Source organism: Streptomyces sp. NPDC047974 (assembly GCF_040653375.1).
GTDB lineage: Bacteria > Actinomycetota > Actinomycetes > Streptomycetales > Streptomycetaceae > Streptomyces.
Window position 1 is genome coordinate 63,692 of the sequence record NZ_JBEZNU010000018.1, and the last position, 22,799, is coordinate 86,490.

Sequence of the window (22,799 nt, forward strand, 5' to 3'; positions counted from 1 at the left end):
TCGAAGGTGGGTCGGAACCGGCCCCCGGATCTCGACACCGCGCGGGCGGAATCACGAAATACGTCCGGAATCACCCGACCGCCCCATGATGTCCGCTGTGCAGTCCTTCACCTTCGCCGCCGCGTTCATCACGTTCTTCTCCGTCGTCGGACCGCCGAAGGTGCTCCTCGCCTTCGCCGGCCTCGCCCAGGCCCACCCGGTCGGGCAGCTCCGCACCATCGCCCTGCTCTCCTCCGGCGCGGCGGTCATCGTCGGCATCGTCACCGGAGGAACGGCCCCCTGGCTGCTCGACCTCTTCCACATCAGCACCCCCGCCCTCCAGCTCGCGGGCGGCGTCATCTTCTTCATCTACGCCGTCGGACTCGTCCTCGGCATGCACCTCGGCTCCGACGGCCCGCACGACGACTCGCCCGACACCGTCAGCGGCGTCCGCGAACTCCTCATGCCGTACATCGTCAGCCCCCTCGCCATGACCGGCCTGCTCATCGAGGCCGCCGCCCGCGACTCGCTCGGCTGGCGCTCGACCGTCGTCGGCGCCTACATGACGGTCATCGCGCTCGACCTCCTCTGCGTCCTGCTGCTCGCCCGGCTCCTGCGCCGCACCCACCACGCCACCATCGAGCTCCTCGGCCGGCTCCTCGGCCTGCTGCTCGCCGCGGTCGGCGTGGACCTCGTCCTCGACGGCCTCACGGACCTGGGCGTGCCGGGCGTGAGCCGGTACTAGGCCGTCTCTTCCGGATCACTGCCGGGGCCGCGTCGCGGGGCTCACGCGTCCAGGAAGTCCGACACCGTCCGCACGAACTCGTCCTCCTTCTCGAAGAACACCACGTGCCCCGCGTCGATCTCCGCGTACGAGCTGCCGCCGATCGCCGCCGCCAGCTCCCGGCTGTTCTCCACCGGCACGGTCGCGTCCCGGGCGCAGCCGACCACCAGCGTCGGCGCGGTGATCCGGGGCAGCAGCGCCCGGACGTCCACCCCCAGGTCGAGCGCGACGTGCCGCAGCGTCCCGGGCGTGGGCGGCATGTTGGGGACCAGCGCCTCGACGCCCTCGCGGCCGATCGCGTTGAGGAAGCCCCGGCTGAAGCCCGTCATCGTCACGCTCCGCCCGAAGCCCGCCGGGTCGTGCTCGCCCAGCCGCTCCCACAGCGTGAACAGGTTCCGCAGGTACTCGTCGCCCTCGGTGTGCGCCCAGCCCGCCACCAGGATCAGCCGGCCGACGAGCTCCGGCCGCAGCGCGGCCACGGCCGCCGCGACCGGCGCCCCCATCGAGAACCCGAGCAGATCCACGGGACCGCCGCCGGCGTCCTCGATCACCGCGGCCACCTGCGCCGCGAGCCCTTCGACGGTCAGCGCCCCGCCGTCGTCGACGGTCCGGTCGGCGCCGGAGAGATCGGGCGTGATGACGGTCCGGGCTGGCGTGAAACGGCCCGCGGTCCGCCCCCAGTTGACGACGGCACCGCCCGACCCGGTGCCGTGCACGAGCAGCAGGGCGGGCCGGGAGGAGGAGGCGGCGCCGACGTGGACGTCGTAGTGGACGCGGGCGCCGCCGACGGAGACGGCGGCGGCGAGGGAAGCGGCGGTGGCGGTGGCGGTCTCGGTGGTGGCGGTGATGCTCGTGGACATGGCGATGACTCCTTGAGGCGCGGGCTGTTCGGATCGTTGGGTCCGCTCGGTCCGCTCGGTCCGCTCGGATCGTTCGGTCCGTTCGGTCCGTTCGGATCGTTCGGCTGACACCGAGGACGATGCCGCCGTACGGAACCCGCCGGGAGAGCCCTCCTCACCCTGGGATCGCCGGTCCCTGGCTGGGCCGACGTCCCTCCGGCAGGATGATCGACATGGCCACGACGATCGACCGCCGCGAACTCGCGGACTTCCTGCGCCGCCGCCGCGAGCGGGTCACCCCGAAGGACGTGGGCCTCCCGGCGGGCCCGCGCCGCCGCACGCCGGGCCTGCGCCGCGAGGAGGTCGCGCAGCTGGCGGGGATGTCCGCGGACTACTACATCCGCCTGGAGCAGGCCCGCGGCCCGCAGCCCTCGCCGCCGATGCTCGCCGCCCTCGCCCGCGCGCTGCGCCTGGACGCCGACGAGCGCGACCACCTCCACCTGCTGGCCGGCCACCGCCCGCCGGCCAGCGCCGTCGCGGGCGAGCACGTCGCCCCCGGCCTGCTGCACCTCCTCGACCAGCTCCCGACGACCCCCGCGCAGATCCTGAGCGACCTCGGCGACGTCCTCGCCCAGAACGCCCCGGCCCGCGCCCTCCTCGGCGGCGTCTGCACGGTCTCGGAACACGGGCGGAACGTCGTGTGGCGCTGGTTCGCCGACCCCGACGCCCGTACGGCGTACCCGAGGGAGGAGCACGCGTACTACAGCCGGCTCCACGTCGCCGACCTGCGCGCCGCGTACGGCCGCCGCGGCGGCGACCCGGCCTCGACCCGCCTGGTGGAACGGCTCCGTGCGGCCAGCGAGGAGTTCGCGGAGCTGTGGGCCGAACACGAGGTCGCCGTCCGCCGCCACAGCCGGATGCGCGTCGAGCACCCCCTGATCGGCCCGGTCGACCTGGACTGCCAGGTGCTGCTCGCCCCGGCGGGCGAACAGCGCCTGGTCTTCCTCACCCCGCCGCCCGGCACGGACACCGCCGACCGCCTCGCCCTCCTCGCGGTGGTGGGCACCGACCAGTTCACCCCCTGACGACACCCACCTCAGCCTTCTCCCGTCAGCCTTCTCCCGTCAGCCTTCTCCCGTCAGCCGTCAGCCGTCAGCCTTCTCCCGTCAGCCGTCAGCCGTCAGCCGTCAGCCGTCAGCCGTCAGCCGTCAGCCGTCAGCCGTCGGAGGCGGCGCGCTCGCCCAACGGCCGCCGTCGCAGCGCCGGTTCGGTGAGGGACGGCGGCTGCCAGACGCCGTCCGCGCGGTAGGCGTCCGTCCCCGGCGGCACGATCGCGTCGATACGGTCGAGCACCGCGTCGTCGAGCACGAGCGAGGCGCCCTTCAGCAGCCCGTCCAGCTGCTCCATGGTCCGGGGCCCGAGGATCACCGAGGTGACGGCCGGGTGCGCGGCGGCGAAGGCGATCGCGAGCTCGGGCAGCGAGCAGCCGATCTCCTCGGCGAGCAGGGCGAGTTCCTCGACGAGATCGAGCTTCGCCGCGTTCTCGGGAAGCGCCGGGTCGAAGCGGTGCGGGGTGATCGCCGCCCGCCCGCGCGTCATGTCGACCCCGCGCCCCTTCCGGTACGCCCCCGAGAGATACCCGGAGGCGAGCGGCGCCCACGTCAGGACGCCCATCCCGTACCGCTGCGCCACCGGCAGCACCGCGGTCTCCACCCCGCGCGCGAGCAGCGAGTACGGCGGCTGCTCGGTCCGGAAGCGCCGCAGCCCGCGCCGCTCGGCGACCGCATGCGCCTCGACGATCCGCTCGGCGGGGAAGGTCGAGCACCCGAAGGCCCTGATCTTTCCCTGAGAGACGAGATCGCCGAGGACGTCGAGGGTCTCCTCGATGTCGGTCCGGTGGTCGGGCCGGTGCACCTGGTACAGGTCGATCCGGTCCGTCCCGAGCCGCGCCAGGCTGGCCTCGACGGCCCGCGTGATCCACCGCCGCGACAGCCCGCCCCGCGCGGGCCCGTCCCCACCGACGGGGAAGTACACCTTCGTCGCGAGCACGGTCTCGTCGCGGCGGCGCGGATCCCGCAGCGCCTTCCCGACGATCTCCTCGGACTCGCCCGCCGAGTACATGTCGGCGGTGTCGACGAAGTTGACGCCCCGGTCGAGGGCGGAGTGGATGATCCGTACGGCGTCCTGATGGTCGGGGTTGCCGACCGCCCCGAACATCATGGTGCCGAGGCAGTAGGTGCTGACTTCGATGCCGGTCCCGCCGAGTATCCGATAGCGCATGCGCCGCACCCTAGGGCTTGGAGCGGGCTCCAGCGCAAGCCCCGAAACCCCCGGCGCTACCGGCCGCGACCGAGCTCCCCCAGGAACGCCCCCACCGCCCCGTACACCTCCCCGGGCCGCTCCAGGTGCACGTCGTGCCCGGCCCCCGGCAGGCAGACGCCGCGCAGCGCCGGCTGCCGCCGCGCCATTCCGTCCCACTGCTCGGCGTCGATGATCCCGTGCTGCCCGAGCACCGCGAGCAGCGGTACGTCGACGGCGTCCCACTCCTCCCACCAGGAGCGGACGGCGTTCTCGTCGAGCGAGGCGGCCAGCACTCCGGCGTCGAACCGGGGCCACCACCCCCCGTCCCGCTGTTCGAGCCCGGCGGCCCACCCCTCCCCGACGGCCCCGCCGCCGAAGTACGAGACGGCCGCCTCCCGGCTCGCGAAGGGCACGGGCCACCCCCGCAGCCACCCCGCGACCCCCGCCACGTCCTCGGGCGTGGACCCGGCGGGCCCGGCCTCGACCAGGACGGCCCCGACCACCCGGGGATGCCGCCGGGCCGCGGCGAGCAGTGCGGCATGCCCGCCATAGGACTGGCCGACGAGCACGAACCCCCGCCCACGGCCCCCGAACTCCTCGACGACCCCGAGCGCATCGTCGACGTACGCCCTCCGGGACACGTCCCCCGGCGTCCTTCCGCTGCTCCCGTGTCCCCGCTGGTCGAGCGCGAGCACGCGGTACCCGTCCCGGCGCAGCGACCGGGCGAGCGCGTCCCACTCCCCGCAGTGCCCGGCGAGCCCGTGGAGCAGCAGTACTCCCACGCCGTCGCCGCCCCAGTCGCGCACGGACAGCGCGACGCCCCCACGCGTGAACTCCCGCGTGACGTACGACACATCCACCCCGGTCACATTCATCCCCCGCCCTCCGTCAATCCCATGAAAGCCCAGTGAGAACCCGAGAAGAACCACCACGGAGGACATCCACATGAACGCCCGCCTCAACCTCTTCGCCAGCCCCGTCGGTGCCAAGGTCGTCAAGCACCTCGCCTCGGCCGGCTTCGCGATCCCGGACGCCGTGCTCCCGCACAGCACCCAGGAACTGGTGAAGATCCGCGCGAGCCAGATCAACGGCTGCGGCTTCTGCCTCGACATGCACACCAAGGACGCCGCCGCGGCCGGCGAGACGGCCCTGCGCCTCCACCTGGTCGCCGCCTGGCGCGAGGCCACCGTCTACACGGACGCCGAGCGCGCGGCCCTCGAACTCGCCGAGCAGGGCACCCGCCTCGCCGACCACCACACCGGCGTCACCGACGCGGCCTGGGAGAACGCCGCCAAGCACTACGACGAGGAGCAGCTCGCCGCCCTGGTCTCCCTGATCGCCATCATCAACGCCTTCAACCGCATGAACGTCATGACGCAGCTGCCGGCCGGCGACTACGTCCCCGGCCAGTTCTCCTGACGGCCTACTTCCCGTCCTCGGCCCGCACATGAGCCACCAGCGCGTTGGCGTGCCCGTGCCCGAGACCGTGCTCGCCCTTCAGCCAGGCGACGAGCTCCATGTGCTTGTCGAGCGGCGAGGAGCGGATCACCTCGAACCACTCGGACACGGGCCGGCCGTACTTCCTCTCGATGGAGGGGAAGTAGGCGGCGGGACCCTTGGGGGCGGGGCTGGTGGACACGAAGACCTCCGAGAAGAGCGCAACGGACGGCGTACGCACACGCGTACACACTCCTGAAGACCCCCCTCCCCATCCGAACTCATCGCACCCGCCGGGAAAACACGAACCGAACCTCAATCCCGCCGGACGAGCTCGGGATCCACATGCCGCCGCACCATCGGCACGGAGGCCACCCCCGCCACGACCAGCACCCCCACCGCACTCCCCACCAGCACCGGCAACCCCTCCCAGTCCCAGTGCACGGCCCCGCCCCCGGTGATCAGATAACTCGCCTCGGCCAGCCACCCCGCCACCACGGCCCCGCCCAGCCCCACCCCCAACGGCACCACCACCTGCACCACCTGCACCCCCCGCAAGGTCCCCGCCCGAGCCCCCAACAACCCCAGCGCCGCCACCTGCCCCCGCCGCTCCAAAGCCCGATCAGCCACCGAGACCACGAACGCCGCCACCCCGACGACGAGCCCCAGCACCATGCCGGTCCCGAGCAGCCCCCGTACGACCGTGAGCTGCGCCAGCGCCTCCACGGCGATCCCCACGGGCTCGACCTCCGCGGTGGGGACCACGGCCCCGATGCCGTCGAGCACGCCGCGTACGGTCTCCGCGTCGGCCCCGGACACCAGCGTGAGAGCCCCCGTCCCGGCCGCCATCCCTTCCGGCGCCATCGAGGGCGGTACGAGCAGGCTGCCGGAGGTGACCACGGAGATGTCGTAGGGGTGGGCGTCGATCCGGTCGGCCGGTACGGCGATCGAGGCCGTCCGGCCGTCCTCCAGCGCGAACGGGAAGCGCGTGCCGGCTTCCGCGTCGTCCCAGTACGCCGCCCGGTCGTCGCGCAGCTGCTGGATCCGGCCGTCCCGGCAGCCGGCCGTCCGCTCGGTCAGGGACTCCAGCTGCGCACACGTGGCGACGATCGCCGTCACGGTCGGCCCCGGCTCCCCGTCGAAGTCCGCCCATGACTCGTACGACACCACGTGGTTCCGGACACCAGGTACGCGCGTCAGTGCCGCGCGCTGCGCGGGGCCGACGTCCTTCAGGCCGATCCGGTACTCCTGGAGCGGCGCCGTACGCCGGCTCACCTGGTCCAGCTCGATGAGCACGCCCTGTGTGAGCGAGGCACCGAAGACCAGCAGCACGAGCCCGGAGACCACCCGCAGCGAGGAGCCCGGGTCCACCTCCGTACGCCGCATCGCCAGCGTCAGCGGCAGGGACCTGGAGACGGCGGCGGTCCGCCGCGCGAGCCACGCGGTGACGGGCGGCAGCCCGAAGACGAGCCCCGCACCGGTCAGCAGCACGGCGGCCGGCACGAGGGTCGAGCTGGCGGAGCCGCCGGACGGATCCTTCCCGAGGACGCTCATCGCGCAGTAGCCGACGATCACCCCCATCCCCGGAACCAGCAGCAGCGCCCCCCATGTCCGCGGCGGCCTGCGCTCCGCCGTCCGGCGCACCGCGATCGGCGAGAGCGCTGCCCGCCGGGCGCCGAGCAGTCCGACGACCCAGGCCAGCGCGGGACATCCGACCAGGCACACCGCCACGGTCGCCCACTCGGGCCGCCCGTCCGCCGGGTACCACCGCAGCCCGGGGAGTCCGACGCGCGCCGCGATCTCGTTGACCCCGAGGTACGCGGCGAGTCCGAGCACCGCGCCGAAGAACGCCGCCGCGACGGATTCCCCGGCATTGACCCGCACGGTGTCCTTGATGCTGAGACCTACCAACCTCAGGGCCGCGAGGCGCCGTGCCCGCGATTCCCCGGAGAGGCGCGCGCAGACGGAGAGGAAGACGACCAGGGGGAGGAGGACGACGCAGGCGAGCGTGAACCGGAGGATGTCGAGCGTCGAGGGCTCGAGGACAGGATGCAGGGAGTGGGCGTTGCCGAAGCTCCCGAGCGGACGCGCGTCGGGAATCCTGTCGCGCGTGGTGCCGATGTACGCGTAGAGGTCGTCGGGCCCGCCCAGGCCCTGCGGACCGATCACGCCGACGACGCGTCCGGGAACACGCGCCCTCGCCCCGGGATCGTCCGCCATGATGCGGCGAAGCCTCGGGGAGACGACCGCTTCCCCGGCGGCGGGAAGCCGGTCGACGCCCGGGGGCACCGGGGCGGGCCCGGACGCCGTCCGGGCCAGGAAGGTCCGCTGGAACGGTTGCGAGCCGTAGGGATCCAGCAGTTCGTGGAACACGACGCTGCCGTGCTTGCCGGGAAGGATCTCCCTGGCCTGTGTCCTCGCGTCGTGCGCCGCGATGATCGTGGGGATGGTCATCACGGCGGCGAGACAGGCGGCGCCGAGTGCCGAACCGAGCGTCATCAGCAGGAACCGGACGCGTCCCCGCCGCCCGCTGCCCCACAGGAGCCGCAGCCCGAGAAGGAACGGACTCACACCGGCACCCGCTGGGCGAGAACCCCGTCCGCCATCGTGTACCGGGTGTCGGCCTTCGCGGCGACGTCCGCGTCGTGGGTGACGATGACGACCGCCGTGCCCTGCCGCCTGGCCAGCCGAAGGAACTCGTCGAGTACCTGAGCCGCGTTGGCGCTGTCGAGAGCGCCGGTCGGTTCGTCGGCGAACACGACGTCCGGCCGGTGCACGAGGGCGCGTGCGACGGCGACGCGCTGGCTCTGGCCACCGGAGAGCTTCGAGGTCCTGCGGCGCAGCAGATCACCCAGACCCAGTCGGCCCAGCAACTGGGCGGCGATCACGTGGGCGCGATCCTTGTCGATCCCGGCGAGGCGCAGCGGCAGCGCCGCGTTCTCCTCGACGGTCAGCTCGGGAAGCAGCTCTCCGTACTGGAAGACGAAGCCGATCCGCTCGCGGCGTAAGGCGCTCAGCTCGGGGTCGGGAAGGGACGTGAACGGCACGCCGTCGAAGGAGACGATCCCGTGGGTGGGCGGGAGGACGCCGGCGAGGCAGTAGAGCAGCGAGGACTTGCCCGACCCACTGCTGCCCGTGATCGCCGCCACTTCGCCCCGCGCCAGGCTGAAGTCGGCGGACCGCACCGCCTGTTGCTCGCCGTAGAAGAGGTCCACGCCTTCGGCGCGGAGGATGATGTCCATTGCTGGGCTCCAGGAAAGAAGGGGAGCCGCCCGAAGGCGGCTCCCACGACTGCCGACTACTTCCGCTTGAACACCCGGAGGGGAGTGCAGTTGTCCGGCCGCAGGGAGCCGCGGTCCCGGCACAGGTGCAGCCGGACTTCCTTGGTGACGAGGACGGCGCCGTCGGAGAGCACCTTGTCGACCTTGACGGACTTGCCCTGGACCCCTCGGATCTCCCCCCACGGGTAGGAGTAGACCCTCAGGCGCAGGTACACGTTGTGCCCGTCCCTGGGCTTCTCGTCCTTGAGCGTGCCCTTCACGTGCAGTCCGCTCGGAATGCGCTTGGGAGACTGCCACGCCCACGCGCCCTTGAAGCTGGCGCCCGAGGTGGTCAGGTTCAGCTCGCGCCACGAATCCGCGGCCGCCACCCCCGCACCGCCGAAGAACAGTCCTGCGACGACCGCCGCCGTGATCGACTTCCTCAACTGGCCCATGGAGCACTCCTTGTTGGCTAGGGGCCGACTGGTCGTCACAGAACGTATCGGGTCGGATACTCACCGAATGCAGCAGGAACGTGAATTCGTTCAGGTCACCGCCCGATCAGGTGACCTGAAGGTCGGAAAGGAATCTCTCCTCTTCGGGCCATCCGTGACCGGAATCCGCCGTGGTCCGCCGAACGAAGCCGCAGGTCAGCCGCGGGAGGGCGTGAGCGGTGAAGAAGGCGGGCCCCGCAGGGGTGACCGTGGGCGCGTGTGTGACGGGCGTTCGATCGGTGGCCCCGCTCGCGCGGAGGGCGTCGCGGGAAACGCCGAAGGGCCGGACCGCTGAGCGGTCCGGCCCTTCGGGCTGGCGGAGGATACGAGATTCGAACTCGTGAGGGGTTGCCCCCAACACGCTTTCCAAGCGTGCGCCCTAGGCCTCTAGGCGAATCCTCCGTGGAGAACATTACATGACCGCGGAGGGTGCTCGCGAACGTGATCCACGAGGGGGAGGGCGGGGGAGAGGGGCGGGTGGGAGGGGGGCTGGTGTGGGGGTTCGGATCGGGTAGGCTGGGCGGAGCCCCTCACGCGGCGCTATCTGACTGAACTCCCCCAGGGCCGGAAGGCAGCAAGGGTAGGTCGGCTCTGGCGGGTGCGTGGGGGGCGCTTGCGTTCTCGGCGGGCCGGTGGGTTTTCCCGGGTTGTCGGTGGGCGCCGATACCCTCGTATACGTGTCGTCTCTCGCGCTGTACCGCCGCTACCGCCCCGAGTCCTTCGCCGAGGTCATCGGGCAGGAGCATGTCACCGACCCGTTGCAGCAGGCCCTGCGGAACAACCGGGTCAATCACGCGTACCTGTTCAGCGGGCCCCGCGGATGCGGCAAGACGACCAGCGCCCGGATCCTCGCGCGGTGCCTGAACTGCGAGCAGGGGCCGACGCCGACGCCGTGCGGCGAGTGCCAGTCCTGCCGGGACCTCGCGCGCAACGGACCGGGGTCCATCGACGTCATCGAGATCGACGCCGCCTCCCACGGTGGTGTCGACGACGCCCGTGACCTGCGGGAGAAGGCCTTCTTCGGGCCCGCCTCCAGCCGGTACAAGATCTACATCATCGACGAGGCCCACATGGTCACCTCGGCGGGGTTCAACGCCCTGCTCAAGGTGGTCGAGGAGCCGCCGGAGCACCTCAAGTTCATCTTCGCCACGACCGAGCCCGAGAAGGTCATCGGGACCATCCGGTCCCGGACCCACCACTATCCGTTCCGGCTCGTACCCCCGGGGACCCTGCGCGAGTACCTCGGCGACGTGTGCGGGCGGGAGGGGATCCCCGTCGACGACGGCGTGCTGCCGCTCGTCGTGCGCGCCGGCGCCGGGTCCGTGCGTGACTCCATGTCCGTGATGGACCAGCTCCTCGCCGGTGCCGGCGAGGACGGTGTGACGTATGCCATGGCCACCTCGCTCCTCGGCTATACGGACGGCTCGCTGCTCGACTCCGTCGTCGACGCCTTCGCCTCGGGCGACGGCGCCGCCGCCTTCGAGGTCGTCGACCGGATCATCGAGGGCGGCAACGACCCCCGCCGGTTCGTCGCCGACCTGCTGGAGCGGCTGCGCGATCTCGTGATCCTCGCCGCCGTGCCCGACGCCGGGGAGAAGGGGCTGATCGACGCGCCCGCCGACGTCGTGGAGCGGATGCAGGCGCAGGCGTCCGTGTTCGGTGCCGCCGAGCTGAGCCGCGCCGCCGACCTCGTCAACGAGGGGCTGACCGAGATGCGCGGCGCCACCTCGCCGCGCCTCCAGCTGGAGCTGATCTGCGCGCGCGTGCTGCTGCCCGCCGCCTTCGACGACGAGCGTTCGCTCCTCGCCCGTCTCGACCGGCTGGAGCGCGGAGCCAAGAACGCGCCGCCGGCCGCCGCCGTCTTCACGCCGGCCCCGCCCGCCGGGCCTCCGATGGGGTACGTCCCCGGGCCCGAGGCCCATACGCCGATCGCCCCGCCGCCGCTGCCCCCGAGCCCGGCCCCGGCGCCGAGCCCGGCCCCGGCCCCCGCCCCCGTGCAGCAGCAGCAGTCGCCGCAGCCCGGGGCCTGGCCCGGGGCCGCGCGGCCCGGCGGGTGGCCGACCGCCGGCGCCCCGGGTCCCGCCGCGCCCGCGCCCGCCGCCGCGCCCACCCCGGCCCCGGCCGCCGCGGCCGCCGCTCCCGCCGGTGACATGGCCGCCGGTGCCGGTCAGGTGCGGAACATGTGGCCGTCCATCCTCGAAGCGGTCAAGAACCGCCGCCGCTTCACCTGGATCCTGCTGAGTCAGAACGCGCAGGTGGCCGGGTTCGACGGCACCACGCTCCAGCTCGGCTTCCTCAACGCCGGCGCGCGGGACAACTTCGCGAGCAGCGGCAGCGAGGACGTCCTCAAGGCCGCGCTCGCCGAGCAGTTCAACGTGCAGTGGAAGATCGAGGCGATCGTCGACCCGTCCGGCGGCTCCGCGCCCCCGCCCGGCGCCGGCAGCCCCGGGGGGAACTTCTCCGGCGGCGGAGGCGGCGGCTTCTCCGGCGGCGGCTTCGGTGGCGGCGGAGGCTTCGGTGGCGGCGGTCGGCCCTCCGGCCCGCCCGCGCCCGCCCCGGCCGCCGCGCCCTCCCCCGTACAGGCACAAGGCCTGGCACAGGCGCCGGCGCACGCCCCGCAGGCCGCGCCCGCGCAGGCCCCGGCGCCCGCCCCCGTACAGCAGCGGTCGCCGCAGCCGCCGCCCGTGGCGCCCGAGGACGACGTGCCGGAGGAGGACGATCCGGACCTCGTGGAGTCGGCGCTCTCCGGGCACGAGCTGATCGTGCGCGAGCTCGGCGCCACCGTTGTGGAGGAATACACGAACGACTAGGGCCGTCTCGCTCGGTGGCCCGCACAAGGACCTTCCCGGCCATCGGGCTACCCTGGCTGGCGTGAAGGTCCTCGTCATCGGCGGCGGCGCCCGCGAACACGCCCTGTGCCGCTCTCTCTCCCTCGATCCCGACGTCACCGCTCTGCACTGCGCGCCCGGCAACGCCGGAATCGCCGAGGTCGCCGAGCTGCACCCCGTCGACCAGCTGGACGGCGGCGCGGTCGCCGCGCTCGCCACCGAACTCGGCGCCGACCTGGTCGTCGTCGGCCCGGAGGCCCCGCTCGTCGCGGGTGTCGCCGACGCCGTCCGCGCCGTCGGCATCCCGGTCTTCGGTCCGTCCCAGGAAGCGGCGCAGCTGGAGGGCTCCAAGGCGTTCGCCAAGGACGTCATGGCCGGCGCCGGCGTGCCGACCGCCCGCAGCTACGTCTGCACCACCCCCGCCGAGATCGACGAGGCCCTCGACGCCTTCGGCGCGCCGTACGTCGTCAAGGACGACGGTCTCGCGGCCGGCAAGGGCGTCGTCGTGACCGGCGACGTCGAGGTGGCCCGCGCCCACGCCCTCGCCTGCGACCGCGTGGTCATCGAGGAGTACCTGGACGGCCCCGAGGTCTCCCTCTTCGCGATCACCGACGGCACCACCGTCCTCCCGCTCCAGCCCGCGCAGGACTTCAAGCGCGCGCTCGACGGCGACGAGGGCCCCAACACCGGCGGCATGGGCGCCTACTCGCCGCTGCCGTGGGCCGACCCGAAGCTGGTCGAGGAGGTCATGGAGACCGTCCTCCAGCCGACCGTCGACGAGCTGCGCCGCCGCGGCACGCCCTTCTCCGGCCTGCTGTACGCCGGTCTGGCGATCACCGGCCGCGGTGTGCGGGTCATCGAGTTCAACGCCCGCTTCGGCGACCCCGAGACGCAGGTCGTCCTGGCCCGCCTGAGGACCCCGCTCGCGGGCGTCCTGCTGCACTCGGCCAACGGCACCCTCGCCGACCAGGCTCCGCTGGCCTGGCGGGACGACGCCGCCGTCACCGTGGTCGTCGCCTCGCACAACTACCCGGACACCCCGCGCACCGGCGACCCCATCGAGGGCCTCGCCGAGATCGCGGAGCAGGACGCCCCGCACGCGTACGTGCTCCACGCGGGCACCAGGCGGGACGGCGACGCGGTCGTCAGCGCGGGCGGCCGGGTGCTGTCCGTCACCGCCACCGGTTCGGACCTGGCCGAGGCCCGCGAGCGCGCCTACGCGGCAGTCGGCCGCATCCGCCTTGACGGTTCGCAGCACCGTACGGACATCGCGCTCAAGGCCGCCCAGGCCTGAGTCGTACGGGAGCGAGGGCGCGGCCGGGAAGTCAAGCGACCGGCCGCGCCACCGGCACCACCTTTACCCAAAGCCATTCGATCGAGTGACGGCTCGGCCATCTGGATGACGCCCGCCGAAGCCCCAACTAGGGTGCGGCGCAGGCGTTCCGGCACTTGGCCCACCGGCATTGCGATGTCGGTGACGGGTGCCACAGTGGGGGAGTGAGCAACACCGCCACGGGTAGTCCCGTCCAGGACGGGGAGAGGGGGTGAGGTACGGCGTGTCCGGCAGCGGCTTCGGAAACGGCGGCAGCGACAGCGGCCTCGGCGAGGAGTGGGGCGTGCGGGCCGCGCGCTCCCGCGCCCTCGCCGTCCTGCGCGTCCGCGGACGGGCGCTCGGCGCCGCCATCCTCCCCGCCGCCGTCGCGGTCGTGCTGTACGCGGGCGAGGTCACCGGCCACTTCACGGGTGCCGGGTGGACCACCGCCCGCTGGACCGTCACCGTCCTCGCGGTGCTCGTCCTGCTCGCCGCCGCGGCCGTCGCCCTCTCCGTCGCCCGTGCCCGCCCGGCCGTGACGCCGACGGTGGAGCTCACCGAGACCGCCGCCCCCGACCTCCACCGCCTCGTGCGGGACCTCGCCGACCGGCTCGACGTGCCCGCGCCCGCCGCGATAGCCCTGACCCCGGACTGCGACAGCTGGCTGGAGGACCGCTCGCACCGCTCGCACCGAGCGGCCGGCGCGACCGGCTCACCGGTCCTCGTCATAGGCTCCCCGTTCCTGTGGTGGATGCGGGTCGGCGAGCTGCGCGCGGTCCTCGCGCCGGTCGTCGCCGGCACCGGCCCGGCCGCCGACCCCGACATAGCCGCCGCCCGCCGCTTCGTGCGCGGGCTCGACGCCGCCGTCGCCGTCCCGGACGAGCCCGGCCTCGGCGCCCTGCGCCGGCTCGGCGCCCGGGGCGTCGGCCGGGTGGCCCGGCTGCTGCTGCGGGCCTGCGGCACGCACGCCGCCGAGATGGAGCGCGGCGTCGCCGCCGCCGGATCCGAGCGGGCCCAGGCCGTGGACCAGGGGACCCGGATCGTCGCCCAGGAGCAGGTGGGGCTCGCGTACGCGGGCTGGGACCGGCTCCTCACCCGGGTCGCGCTGCCCGCCTGGCAGATGGGCCGCTGGCCGTCCGGGCTCGACGCCGGCGTGGTCTCCGCCCTCACCGAACTCTCCCGCCGCGACCGGCTCGCGGAGGGCTACTCCTCCCGGCTCGGCGAGCGCCCCGCCTGCGACCTCCTGGAGGAGCCCGGGGCCGTGGACGAGGCCGCCTCGCTGCTCGCCGCCCGGCTCTTCCACGGCGGCCCCGCCGAGGCGGGCCCGGACTGGGCGCCGGTCGAGTGGAGCCGCTACCCGGAAGAGGTCGTCGACCGGAAGTGGCGGGCGGACGCGGCCCGGCTCCACGAGGTCCTCGACCGCCTGGCGGCCGCCGAGGGGCCTGGGGCGTCCGACGACGCCGCCGAGGCCCCGACGCTCACCCGCGTCCTCACCCACCTGACGACCGCCCCGGACGAGCACCCCGCGCAGGCGGGCGGCGAACCGGAAGACGGGGACACCGCACCGGCGGAGGACGGGGACACCGCACCGGCGGAGGACGGGCTCCACAACCCCGCCGCCGACACGCTCGCCGCCGCGCTCGGCGCCAGGGTGGCGCGCGAGGACGCCGAGCGGGAGGCCCGGATCACCGCCGAGGCCGCCGGCTTCTCCGGCCCGGACGGCCCCTGGCCGCTCTGCCCGCTGGTCCCGCCCCGCACCGGCCGCGACCTCCTCGCCGACCACGTGACCGCGCTGGTCTGCTGCGCCGCCGTCGACACCACCGGCGCCGCTCCGGGCCTGGACTGGCTCGACGGCCCGGCCCTGCTGGTGGACGGCGTACGGGCCACGGACCTCACCCCGCACGTCCTGGCCCTGGTGGAGGAGGGCGACCCGGCACCCCTGCGGGCCTGGCTGGCCACGACGGGCGTACGCCCCGAGAAGCCGGTCCGTCTCCTCTGACCCGGCGCTCCGGATCGACCGTCTTCCGGGCCGCCCCCCCGGTCCGACCGTCTTCCGGGCCGCCCCGTCCGCCCCGGTCGCCCCGGTCCGAGCGTCCTCGGGGCCGGTCCGACCGCCCCTGACTACCGGACGGTCGTGTTCCACCTTTGTCGATTCACGACGAACGGTGACGGTCCGCGTGCGTTATGTGATGTGCTGGGGAGCGGCACTGACAGGGGCATCACCCGTGGGCAGGAGCCGCTGGCACCGGCCGGGGGAGTCGAGGGAGGGCGCGGCATGGGGGCGGAGCAGATCAGGCGCTGGGAGTCGGGTGCGCTCGCGCACGCCGTCTCCGATCCCTTCGGGCAGGGGCCGCTGCCCTGGCTGCGCGGGTCGGACAACTACTTCGACGACACGGGGCAGCTGGTGCCCTGGTACGCGGACGAGACCCTGGCCCGGGGCGGCGCCGGAGGCCCGCGGACCGCCGACGACGTGCGCCGGCAGATCAAGGGCTTCGCCTCGGGAGGCGCCGTCGCGCCCGGCGAGTCCATCGACTTCCACGTCACCGTGGACCCGCCGCAGCCGTTCTCGGTCGACGTCTACCGGATCGGACACTACGGCGGTGACGGCGCCGCGAAGATCACCACGAGTCCGCGGCTCTCCGGGATCGTCCAGCCGCCCCCGCTCACCGCCGACCGCACCGTCTCCTGCCACCACTGGTGGCAGTCCTGGCGGCTCCAGGTCCCGAGCTACTGGACGATCGGCGCGTACGTCGCCGTCCTCACGACCGCCGACGGCTACCGCTCCCACATCCCCTTCACGGTGCGGGACTCCCACCCCGCGGACCTCCTCCTCGTCCTGCCGGACATCACCTGGCAGGCGTACAACCTCTACCCGGAGGACGGCCACACCGGCGCCAGCCTCTACCACGCCTGGGACGAGGAGGGCCGGCTGCTCGGCGAGGAGGAGGCGGCCGTCACCGTCTCCTTCGACCGGCCGTACGCCGGCGCGGGCCTGCCCCTGCACGTCGGTCACGCCTACGACTTCATCCGCTGGGCGGAGCGGTACGGCTACGACCTCGCCTACGCCGAGACCCGCGACCTGCACGCCGGCCGGGTCGACCCCACCCGCTACCGGGGCCTGGTCTTCCCCGGCCACGACGAGTACTGGTCGGCGCCGATGCGGAAGGCCGCCGAGCGCGCCCGCGACCAGGGCACCTCGCTCGTCTTCCTCTCCGCCAACACCATGTACTGGCAGGTGGAGCTCGGTCCCTCGCCGTCCGGCGTGCCGGACCGGCTGCTGACCTGCCGCAAGCGCCGGGGCCCCGGCCGCTCCGCCCTGTGGCGCGAGGTCGACCGGCCCGAGCAGCAGCTCCTCGGCATCCAGTACGCCGGCCGGGTGCCCGAACCGCACCCGCTCGTCGTGCGGAACGCCGAGCACTGGCTCTGGGAGGCCACCGGCGCAGGCGACGGCGACGAGCTGCCCGGCCTCGTCGCCGGCGAGGCCGACCGCTACTTCCCGCGCACCCCGCTCCCCGAGCACGAGAACCGCATCCTGCTCGCCCACTCGCCCTACCGGGACGGCGACGGGGCGCTGCGCCACCAGGAGACCAGCCTCTACCGGGCGCCCTCGGGCGCCTGGGTCTTCGCCTCCGGCACCTTCGCCTGGTCGCCCGCGCTGGACCGGCCGGGCCATGTCGACGCCCGTGTCCAGCGCGCCACCGCCAACCTCCTCGACCGCATCTGTAAGAGGGACTGACCGGGGCGGGCCGCCCCGGTCGGCGGGCACGGTCGCGTGTGCGAGAGAATCGGACCGTTCCTGGATCAACCTACGCGGAGGAACCGTGTCCGGATTCGTAGAAAAGCCCGAGCCCGTCGAGGTTCCGGGTCTCACCCACCTGCACACGGGCAAGGTGCGTGACCTGTACCGGAACGAGGCCGGCGAGCTCGTGATGGTGGCGAGCGACCGCATGTCCGCGTACGACTGGGTGCTGCCCACCGAGATCCCGGACAAGGGCCGCGTCCTCACCCAGCTCTCCCTGTGGTGGTTCGACCAGCTCTCCGACCTGGTCCCCCACCACGTCCTCTCCACCGAGCTGCCGGCCGGGGCCCCCGCCGACTGGGCGGGCCGCACCCTGATCTGCAAGTCGCTGGACATGGTCCCCGTCGAGTGCGTCGCCCGCGGTTACCTGACCGGCTCCGGCCTGGTCGAGTACGACGAGTCCCGCACGGTCTGCGGCCTCGCGCTCCCCGAGGGGCTGACCGACGGCTCCGAGCTGCCCGCGCCGATCTTCACCCCGGCGACCAAGGCCGCCGTCGGCGACCACGACGAGAACGTCTCCTACGAGGAGGTGGCCCGTCAGGTCGGCGCCGAGACCGCCACCCTGCTGCGCCAGACCACCCTCGCCGTCTACGGCCGGGCCCGGGACATCGCCCGCGAGCGGGGCATCATCCTTGCCGACACCAAGTTCGAGTTCGGCTTCGACGGCGGGACCCTGGTCCTCGCCGACGAGGTGCTGACCCCGGACTCCTCCCGCTTCTGGCCGGCCGACCAGTGGCAGCCGGGCCGCGCCCAGCCCTCGTACGACAAGCAGTTCGTGCGGAACTGGCTGACCTCCCCGGCCTCGGGCTGGGACCGCAAGAGCGAGCAGCCGCCGCCGGCCCTCCCGCAGGAGATCGTGGACGCCACCCGGGCCAAGTACCTGGAGGCGTACGAGCTGCTGACCGGCAAGCCCTGGTCCACCGCCTTCTAGCCGAGCCGAGCCGAGCCGGGCGGAACCTAGCCGAGCCGTACGGATCCCTCCCCGGGGTTCGTACGGCTCCGGCGTATGCGGCGCGGCCGGACGCGCCGCGCACACGACGAAGGCCCCGGTTCGATGAACCGGGGCCTTCACACTGAGCGGACGACGAGATTCGAACTCGCGACCCTCACCTTGGCAAGGTGATGCTCTACCAACTGAGCCACGTCCGCATGCGCCGTAGCGCGCTGCTAACTATACCCAACCTTTCGAGCGCGCGAGACGCACTGCCGCGTGACGGTTCTCCGCGCCGAGTTTCGCGGCGGCGGAGGAGAGGTAGTTCCGGACGGTCCCGGGGGAGAGCGCGGCCCGCCGGGCGATCTCCGTGACGGGGGCGCCGTCGGCGGCGAGTTCGAGCACCTCGGCCTCCCGGGCGGTCAGCGGGGAGTCCCCGGCGGCGATCGCGTCGGCCGCCAACTCCGGGTCCACATAACGGTTTCCGGCGTGCACGGTACGGATCAGCTCGGCCAGCCGCTGGGCGCTGACGGTCTTCGGCGCGAAGCCGCGGACGCCTGCCGCGAGCGCCCGCTTGAGGTGGCCCGGACGGCCGTGGCTCGTCACGATCATCGTGCGGCAGTCCGGGAGTTCGTCCCGGATCGATGTGGCCACCGTCACACCATCCGCCCCCGGCATCTGGAGGTCGAGGACGGCGACGTCGGGCCGGTGGGCGCGCGCCATCGCGAGCGCCTCGGGCCCGGTCGCGGCCTCCGCGACGACGACCAGGTCGTCCTCCAAGGCGAGCAGGGCGGCGAGCGCGCCCCGGATCAGGTGCTCGTCGTCGGCGAGCAGGACGCGTACGGGACCGCTCATGCGACCGTCTCCTTCTCCTGTCGGGTACCGGTCCGTTCCGGCACGGCCGGGGGCACCCGGACGGTGACGCGGAAGGAGTGCGGGTCCGCGAACCCGGCCTCCAGGGTGCCGCCCACCGCCCCGAGCCGTTCGCGCAGCCCGGCGAGGCCGGAGCCGGTGCGCCCGGGGGCACCGGCCCCGTCCCGCACCCCGGCCCCGTCGTTCTCGACGGTCAGCAGCACCTCGGCCGCCGTCCGCCGCAGGGTGATCACGCAGCGCCGGGCGTCGCCGTGCCGCAGCACGTTGGTGGTCGTCTCGCGGACGACCCAGCCGAGCGCGGACTGCACCCCGTCGGGCAGGTCGAGCTCGGGGGCGTCGACGGCGCAGTCGATGCCGGCGGCGTCGAGGACCCCGCGGGCGCCCTCCAGCTCGGTCCGCAGATCGGCCTCCCGGTAGCCGCGGACCACTTCGCGCACCTCCCGCTGGGACTCCTGGGCGATCCGCTGGACCTCGACCATCTGGTCCACGCTCTCCGGGCGGCCGCGCCGGGCGAGCTGTACGGCCAGCTCGCTCTTGAGCGCGATCACCGAGAGGTTGCGGCCCATGACGTCGTGGAGGTCGCGGCCGAAGCGGAGCCGCTCCTCGGCGACGGCCAGCCGGGCCTTCAGGTCCCGGGACCGCTCCAGCTCCTGGACGACCCGCAGCAGCCAGGAGGAGAAGCCGCAGGCCGCGGCGTACCCTCCGCCCGCGAGGAAGACGCCGGCCAGGGTGACGAGTCCCTCCGGGACCCGGCCGAAGAGGACGAGGGGCAGTCCGGCCACCGCCGCGACGCCGGCGACCACGCCCAGCATGTGCCGCACGCGGTCCACGCAGAGGACGAGCGCGCCGGTGGTGAAGACCGAGGTGACGACGGTGAACGCGGCGACGAGGGACCCGTCGGACAGGGCCCCGGCCGTCCACAGGCCGGTGACGGCGAGGTCGGCGAGGGCGGTGGTCGTGGCGAGGGCGACGGCGAGCCGGACGGGCCGGACCCGGGTGCCCGAGGTGTGGTCGATGCCTCGGGAGGCGACCACCGTGCAGAGCACGGAGTGGGCCACCACCCAGGCGATGAGGCCGAGCGTGGCGCCCGGGCCGAGATCGCCGCGCTGCTCTCGGTCGAGGGGGACGGCGCCCAGGGCGAGCAGCTCGACCGGGGCCATGAGGTGGAAGGTCCACCGGGTGTACAGCTCGACCTTCCCGGCCACGCTGCGCCGTGACCACCATCCCGTCATCGCGGACATCCGTCCCGTCTCCCCTCCGGCCCCGCCCCTAGCGCCGCGGCTCCCACAGGAACCAGCGGCGGACCGCCCAGCCCGTCAGGACGCCCCAGGCCACTGTATTGAGCGCGGCGCCGAGCAGGCTGTCCGCGTGGGCGGTGCCGAGCCAGCCGGCCCGGACGAACTCCATGACGCCGCTGAGCGGGAGGAGCTGGGCGAGGTCGGCGGCGAGCCCGGGCAGGGCGTCGCGGGGGACGAAGAGACCGGAGCCGAAGGAGGAGACGAGGAAGAGCGGCAGGGTGGTGAGTCCGGCGCTCTCGACGGTGCGGGTGATGGCGGTGGTGACGGCGGCGAGCCCGGCGAGCAGCGCGATCGCGGCGACCAGGCCGAGGACCAGCAGGTCGGGGCGGGCGGGGGCGTCGGCGCCGAGCAGCGTGAAGCCGCCGACGGTGAGGATCGCGCACTGGGCGAGGGCGATGGCGGTCGCGGGCAGGGCGGCACCGGTGAGGATCTCGGTGTCGGTGGCCTCGCCGGTGCGCAGCCGCTTGAGGACCAGCTCCTCGCGGCGGGCGACGAGGCTGGAGGTGAGGCTCATGTAGACGACGAGGAGCAGGACCATGCCGGTGCCGCCGATGAGCGTGGCGGAGGCGAAGGAGCTGCCGAGGGTGGCCTCGTCGACGCCCTTGAGCGAGGACCGCAGCAGGAAGATCATCAGCAGTGGCATGGCGGCCGCGACGAAGAGGTTGTTGCGGTTGCGGCCGAGGAGGGTCAGCTCGGCCCGGCCGAGGGCGGCGAGCCGGGTGAGGGTGGTGGAGGGCCGGCCGGCGCCGGTCGAGGTGGTCGTGCTCATCGGGTCACGGTCTCCTTCTGGCCGCCGGGGGTGGTCTCCGTGCGGGAGGCGATGTCGAGGAAGGCCTCTTCGAGGGAGGCGGAGCGGGCGTCGAGCCCGTCGAGCCGGACGCCGTGCTCGCGGGCCCAGTCGAGGAGCGCGGTGAGGTCGTCCTGGAGGGCGTGGGTGCGGATCTCGATACGGCCGCCGTCCTCGGCGGCCTTCAGCCCGAGCGGCAGCCGGGCGGCGGGGACTCCGGCCGGGAGCGCGAAGCGGATCCGGGCGGGCTGGGCGGCGGTCACCTCGGCGGGCGTGCCGGAGAGCACGATCCGGCCGGCGTGCATGATCGCGAGCCGGTCGGCGAGCGATTCGGCCTCCTCCAGGTAGTGCGTGGTGAGGAGGACGGTGGTGCCCTGGTCGCGCAGGGAGCGGACGAGGTCCCAGGTGTCGCGGCGGCCCTCGGCGTCGAGGCCGGTGGTGGGCTCGTCGAGGAAGAGGACCTCGGGGCGGCCGAGGAGGGCGCAGGCGAGGTCGAGGCGGCGGCGCTCGCCGCCGGACAGCTGCTTGATCCGCACCTTCTCGCGGCCGGTGAGGCCGACGGCGGCGAGGGCCTCCCCGGCGGGCCGGGCGCCGCTGGTGACGCCGGCCCACATCCGTACGGTCTCGGCCACGGTGAGGTCCGAGGGGAAGCCGCCCTCCTGGAGCATCACGCCGATGCGCGGGCGGACGGCGGAGCGCTCCCGGTACGGGTCGTGGCCGAGGACACGGGCGGTGCCGCCGGTCGGGGCGGCGAGGCCCTCCAGGAGCTCGACGGTGGAGGTCTTCCCGGCGCCGTTGGTGCCGAGGAGGGCGAAGACCTCGCCCCGGGCGACGGAGAGCGAGATGCCGCGGACCGCCTCGAACCCGCCGTCGTAGGTGCGGCTCAGGTCGGTCGCCTCGATGGCCGGTGTCAGGGCTTCAGCTGTCATGGCCCCAGCCTCCCGTCCGTCCGGGGCGGTGGGCAGTGCGCGGTGTCATCACCCGTGCTGACAAATGTCATGGCGCGGGGAAACCCGCCGGCGTGGAGAGTCCGGAAAAGCAGAAGGACCCGGTTCCTGAGAACCGGGTCCTTCACCCTGAGCGGACGACGAGATTCGAACTCGCGACCCTCACCTTGGCAAGGTGATGCTCTACCAACTGAGCCACGTCCGCATTGCTCCCGACCGGCTTTCACCGGGCGGTGCGAGCACCACTGTACCTGATCCACCGGAGTGGTCGGTAACCGTGATGCAGAGCGGGTGACAGGGATCGCACACTGCGCCTTCCCCCTGGAAGGGGGATGTTCTGCTACTGAACTACACCCGCACGCTGCGTGGGACTCGGCTTTTTCGGCCTCGCCCCTCGGCGTGATCCAGACTCTAGCCGATCAAGGGGGGTGGAACGCAAATCCGGTCCGCCACCCCCCTGGGGGCGGGTGTCAGCTCGCCTCGCGGAAGGCCTCGTAGACCCGCTTGGGGATGCGGCCCCGGGCCGGCACGTCCATCTTGTTGGACTGGGCCCAGGCGCGGACCGCCGCCGGGTCGGGGGCGAGGGCGGTGTGCCTGTAGGCGGTGGTGGTTCCCGTCACACCGGCGGCCGCCCTGCCCGTCTGCTTCCGCCCGGCTGCCAGGTAGGGCGCGAGTGCCTTGCGGAGTTTCTTTGCATTGGCAGCATTCAGGTCGATCTCGTACATCTTCCCGTCGAGACCGAACGCGACCGTTTCCGCCGCTTCTCCGCCGTCGATGTCGTCGGAGAGGGTGACCACCACTCGCTGCGCCACGGATATCGGTCCTTTCCTGTGGCCCGCCACCTGTCAAGGGCTTTGGGTGCGCCTCTGACGTGCGGTGACACCAGGCCTCTGGCTGCCCAGGGGCAATGTTGCTTTCCTCTGGATTCCT

At 73.5% G+C, this 22,799-nt stretch carries 20 protein-coding genes, 4 tRNA genes and 1 other RNA gene; 9 read left to right on the top strand and 16 right to left on the bottom strand.

Annotated features, from left to right (window positions below; genetic code table 11):
• The first annotated feature begins 88 nt into the window (after positions 1-88).
• The gene (locus AB0E19_RS24525) at positions 89-724 is read left to right on the top strand and encodes a MarC family protein (RefSeq protein WP_362184048.1); all 636 of its coding nucleotides are present in this window, start codon (positions 89-91) and stop codon (positions 722-724) included.
• A 41-nt stretch (positions 725-765) separates the two neighbouring features.
• Here the strand turns inward: AB0E19_RS24525 and AB0E19_RS24530 are convergent, their stop codons facing one another.
• The gene (locus AB0E19_RS24530; RefSeq protein ID WP_362184051.1) at positions 766-1,623 is read right to left on the bottom strand and encodes an alpha/beta hydrolase; all 858 of its coding nucleotides are present in this window, start codon (positions 1,621-1,623) and stop codon (positions 766-768) included.
• Positions 1,624-1,835: 212 nt separating this feature from the next.
• On the opposite strand from AB0E19_RS24530, the gene AB0E19_RS24535 reads away from it, so the two are divergent.
• Positions 1,836-2,687, top strand: a complete 852-nt coding sequence (locus tag AB0E19_RS24535) for a helix-turn-helix transcriptional regulator (RefSeq protein ID WP_362184054.1) — start codon at positions 1,836-1,838, stop codon at positions 2,685-2,687.
• Positions 2,688-2,817: 130 nt separating this feature from the next.
• Here the strand turns inward: AB0E19_RS24535 and AB0E19_RS24540 are convergent, their stop codons facing one another.
• Together AB0E19_RS24540 and AB0E19_RS24545 are read right to left on the bottom strand one after the other, a co-directional pair.
• Positions 2,818-3,882, bottom strand: coding sequence for an aldo/keto reductase (locus AB0E19_RS24540; protein WP_362184057.1), 1,065 nt, complete (start codon positions 3,880-3,882; stop codon positions 2,818-2,820).
• A 56-nt stretch (positions 3,883-3,938) separates the two neighbouring features.
• Entirely contained in the window at positions 3,939-4,778 is an 840-nt protein-coding gene (locus tag AB0E19_RS24545; protein WP_362184060.1) for an alpha/beta hydrolase, read from the bottom strand.
• A gap of 70 nt (positions 4,779-4,848) precedes the next feature.
• Between AB0E19_RS24545 and AB0E19_RS24550 the strand changes: the two genes are divergently transcribed.
• Positions 4,849-5,322, top strand: coding sequence for a carboxymuconolactone decarboxylase family protein (locus AB0E19_RS24550; RefSeq protein ID WP_362184064.1), 474 nt, complete (start codon positions 4,849-4,851; stop codon positions 5,320-5,322).
• A 4-nt stretch (positions 5,323-5,326) separates the two neighbouring features.
• Here AB0E19_RS24550 and AB0E19_RS24555 read toward each other — a convergent pair whose 3' ends face one another.
• The 5 genes from AB0E19_RS24555 to AB0E19_RS24575 all read right to left on the bottom strand — a co-directional run bounded on the left by AB0E19_RS24555 (position 5,327) and on the right by AB0E19_RS24575 (position 9,496).
• Positions 5,327-5,542, bottom strand: coding sequence for a DUF4287 domain-containing protein (locus tag AB0E19_RS24555; RefSeq protein ID WP_362184067.1), 216 nt, complete (start codon positions 5,540-5,542; stop codon positions 5,327-5,329).
• A gap of 113 nt (positions 5,543-5,655) precedes the next feature.
• Entirely contained in the window at positions 5,656-7,911 is a 2,256-nt protein-coding gene (locus AB0E19_RS24560) for an FtsX-like permease family protein (RefSeq protein ID WP_362184070.1), read from the bottom strand.
• Positions 7,908-8,582 carry an ATP-binding cassette domain-containing protein gene (locus tag AB0E19_RS24565; RefSeq protein WP_362184073.1) on the bottom strand — a complete coding sequence of 225 codons (675 nt, stop codon included), beginning with the start codon at positions 8,580-8,582 and terminating at the stop codon, positions 7,908-7,910. Before AB0E19_RS24565 ends, AB0E19_RS24560 begins: the two co-directional genes overlap by 4 nt.
• A gap of 56 nt (positions 8,583-8,638) precedes the next feature.
• Positions 8,639-9,055: a hypothetical protein gene (locus AB0E19_RS24570; RefSeq protein ID WP_362184077.1), complete on the bottom strand. Its 417-nt coding sequence runs from the start codon at positions 9,053-9,055 to the stop codon at positions 8,639-8,641.
• Between the two features lie 353 nt (positions 9,056-9,408).
• Positions 9,409-9,496: transfer RNA gene (locus tag AB0E19_RS24575), tRNA-Ser, on the bottom strand.
• Between the two features lie 119 nt (positions 9,497-9,615).
• On the opposite strand from AB0E19_RS24575, the gene ffs reads away from it, so the two are divergent.
• The 6 genes from ffs (at position 9,616) to AB0E19_RS24605 (ending at position 17,964) form a co-directional block, all read left to right on the top strand.
• An RNA gene (gene ffs / locus AB0E19_RS24580) (signal recognition particle sRNA small type) lies at positions 9,616-9,714 on the top strand.
• A gap of 57 nt (positions 9,715-9,771) precedes the next feature.
• Positions 9,772-11,904, top strand: coding sequence for a DNA polymerase III subunit gamma and tau (locus tag AB0E19_RS24585; protein ID WP_362184080.1), 2,133 nt, complete (start codon positions 9,772-9,774; stop codon positions 11,902-11,904).
• Between the two features lie 61 nt (positions 11,905-11,965).
• Positions 11,966-13,216 (top strand): phosphoribosylamine--glycine ligase, encoded by a 1,251-nt coding sequence (gene purD / locus AB0E19_RS24590; RefSeq protein WP_362184083.1) that lies wholly within the window; start codon positions 11,966-11,968, stop codon positions 13,214-13,216.
• 250 nt (positions 13,217-13,466) lie between these two features.
• Complete coding sequence (locus AB0E19_RS24595) at positions 13,467-15,233, top strand: hypothetical protein (RefSeq protein WP_362184086.1); 1,767 nt, start codon at positions 13,467-13,469, stop codon at positions 15,231-15,233.
• 276 nt (positions 15,234-15,509) lie between these two features.
• The gene (locus AB0E19_RS24600; protein WP_362184090.1) at positions 15,510-16,970 is read left to right on the top strand and encodes a N,N-dimethylformamidase beta subunit family domain-containing protein; all 1,461 of its coding nucleotides are present in this window, start codon (positions 15,510-15,512) and stop codon (positions 16,968-16,970) included.
• Between the two features lie 85 nt (positions 16,971-17,055).
• On the top strand, positions 17,056-17,964 hold the full coding sequence (locus AB0E19_RS24605) for a phosphoribosylaminoimidazolesuccinocarboxamide synthase (protein ID WP_362184093.1): 909 nt from the start codon (positions 17,056-17,058) through the stop codon (positions 17,962-17,964).
• 145 nt (positions 17,965-18,109) lie between these two features.
• Here AB0E19_RS24605 and AB0E19_RS24610 read toward each other — a convergent pair.
• From AB0E19_RS24610 to AB0E19_RS24645, 8 genes are all read right to left on the bottom strand, one after another.
• Positions 18,110-18,182: transfer RNA gene (locus AB0E19_RS24610), tRNA-Gly, on the bottom strand.
• A 22-nt stretch (positions 18,183-18,204) separates the two neighbouring features.
• Positions 18,205-18,819, bottom strand: coding sequence for a response regulator transcription factor (locus AB0E19_RS24615; protein WP_362184096.1), 615 nt, complete (start codon positions 18,817-18,819; stop codon positions 18,205-18,207).
• The gene (locus AB0E19_RS24620) at positions 18,816-20,078 is read right to left on the bottom strand and encodes a histidine kinase (RefSeq protein WP_362184099.1); all 1,263 of its coding nucleotides are present in this window, start codon (positions 20,076-20,078) and stop codon (positions 18,816-18,818) included. The genes AB0E19_RS24615 and AB0E19_RS24620 overlap by 4 nt, the downstream gene beginning before the upstream one ends.
• 28 nt (positions 20,079-20,106) lie before the next feature.
• The gene (locus AB0E19_RS24625) at positions 20,107-20,904 is read right to left on the bottom strand and encodes an ABC transporter permease (protein ID WP_362184102.1); all 798 of its coding nucleotides are present in this window, start codon (positions 20,902-20,904) and stop codon (positions 20,107-20,109) included.
• Positions 20,901-21,851 (bottom strand): ABC transporter ATP-binding protein, encoded by a 951-nt coding sequence (locus tag AB0E19_RS24630; protein ID WP_362184105.1) that lies wholly within the window; start codon positions 21,849-21,851, stop codon positions 20,901-20,903. Before AB0E19_RS24630 ends, AB0E19_RS24625 begins: the two co-directional genes overlap by 4 nt.
• 150 nt (positions 21,852-22,001) lie before the next feature.
• Positions 22,002-22,074, bottom strand: a tRNA-Gly gene (locus AB0E19_RS24635).
• Between the two features lie 81 nt (positions 22,075-22,155).
• Positions 22,156-22,227 (bottom strand) — tRNA-Gly (locus tag AB0E19_RS24640).
• A gap of 112 nt (positions 22,228-22,339) precedes the next feature.
• Positions 22,340-22,681 (bottom strand): Lsr2 family protein, encoded by a 342-nt coding sequence (locus AB0E19_RS24645; RefSeq protein ID WP_362184108.1) that lies wholly within the window; start codon positions 22,679-22,681, stop codon positions 22,340-22,342.
• Positions 22,682-22,799 lie beyond the last annotated feature (118 nt).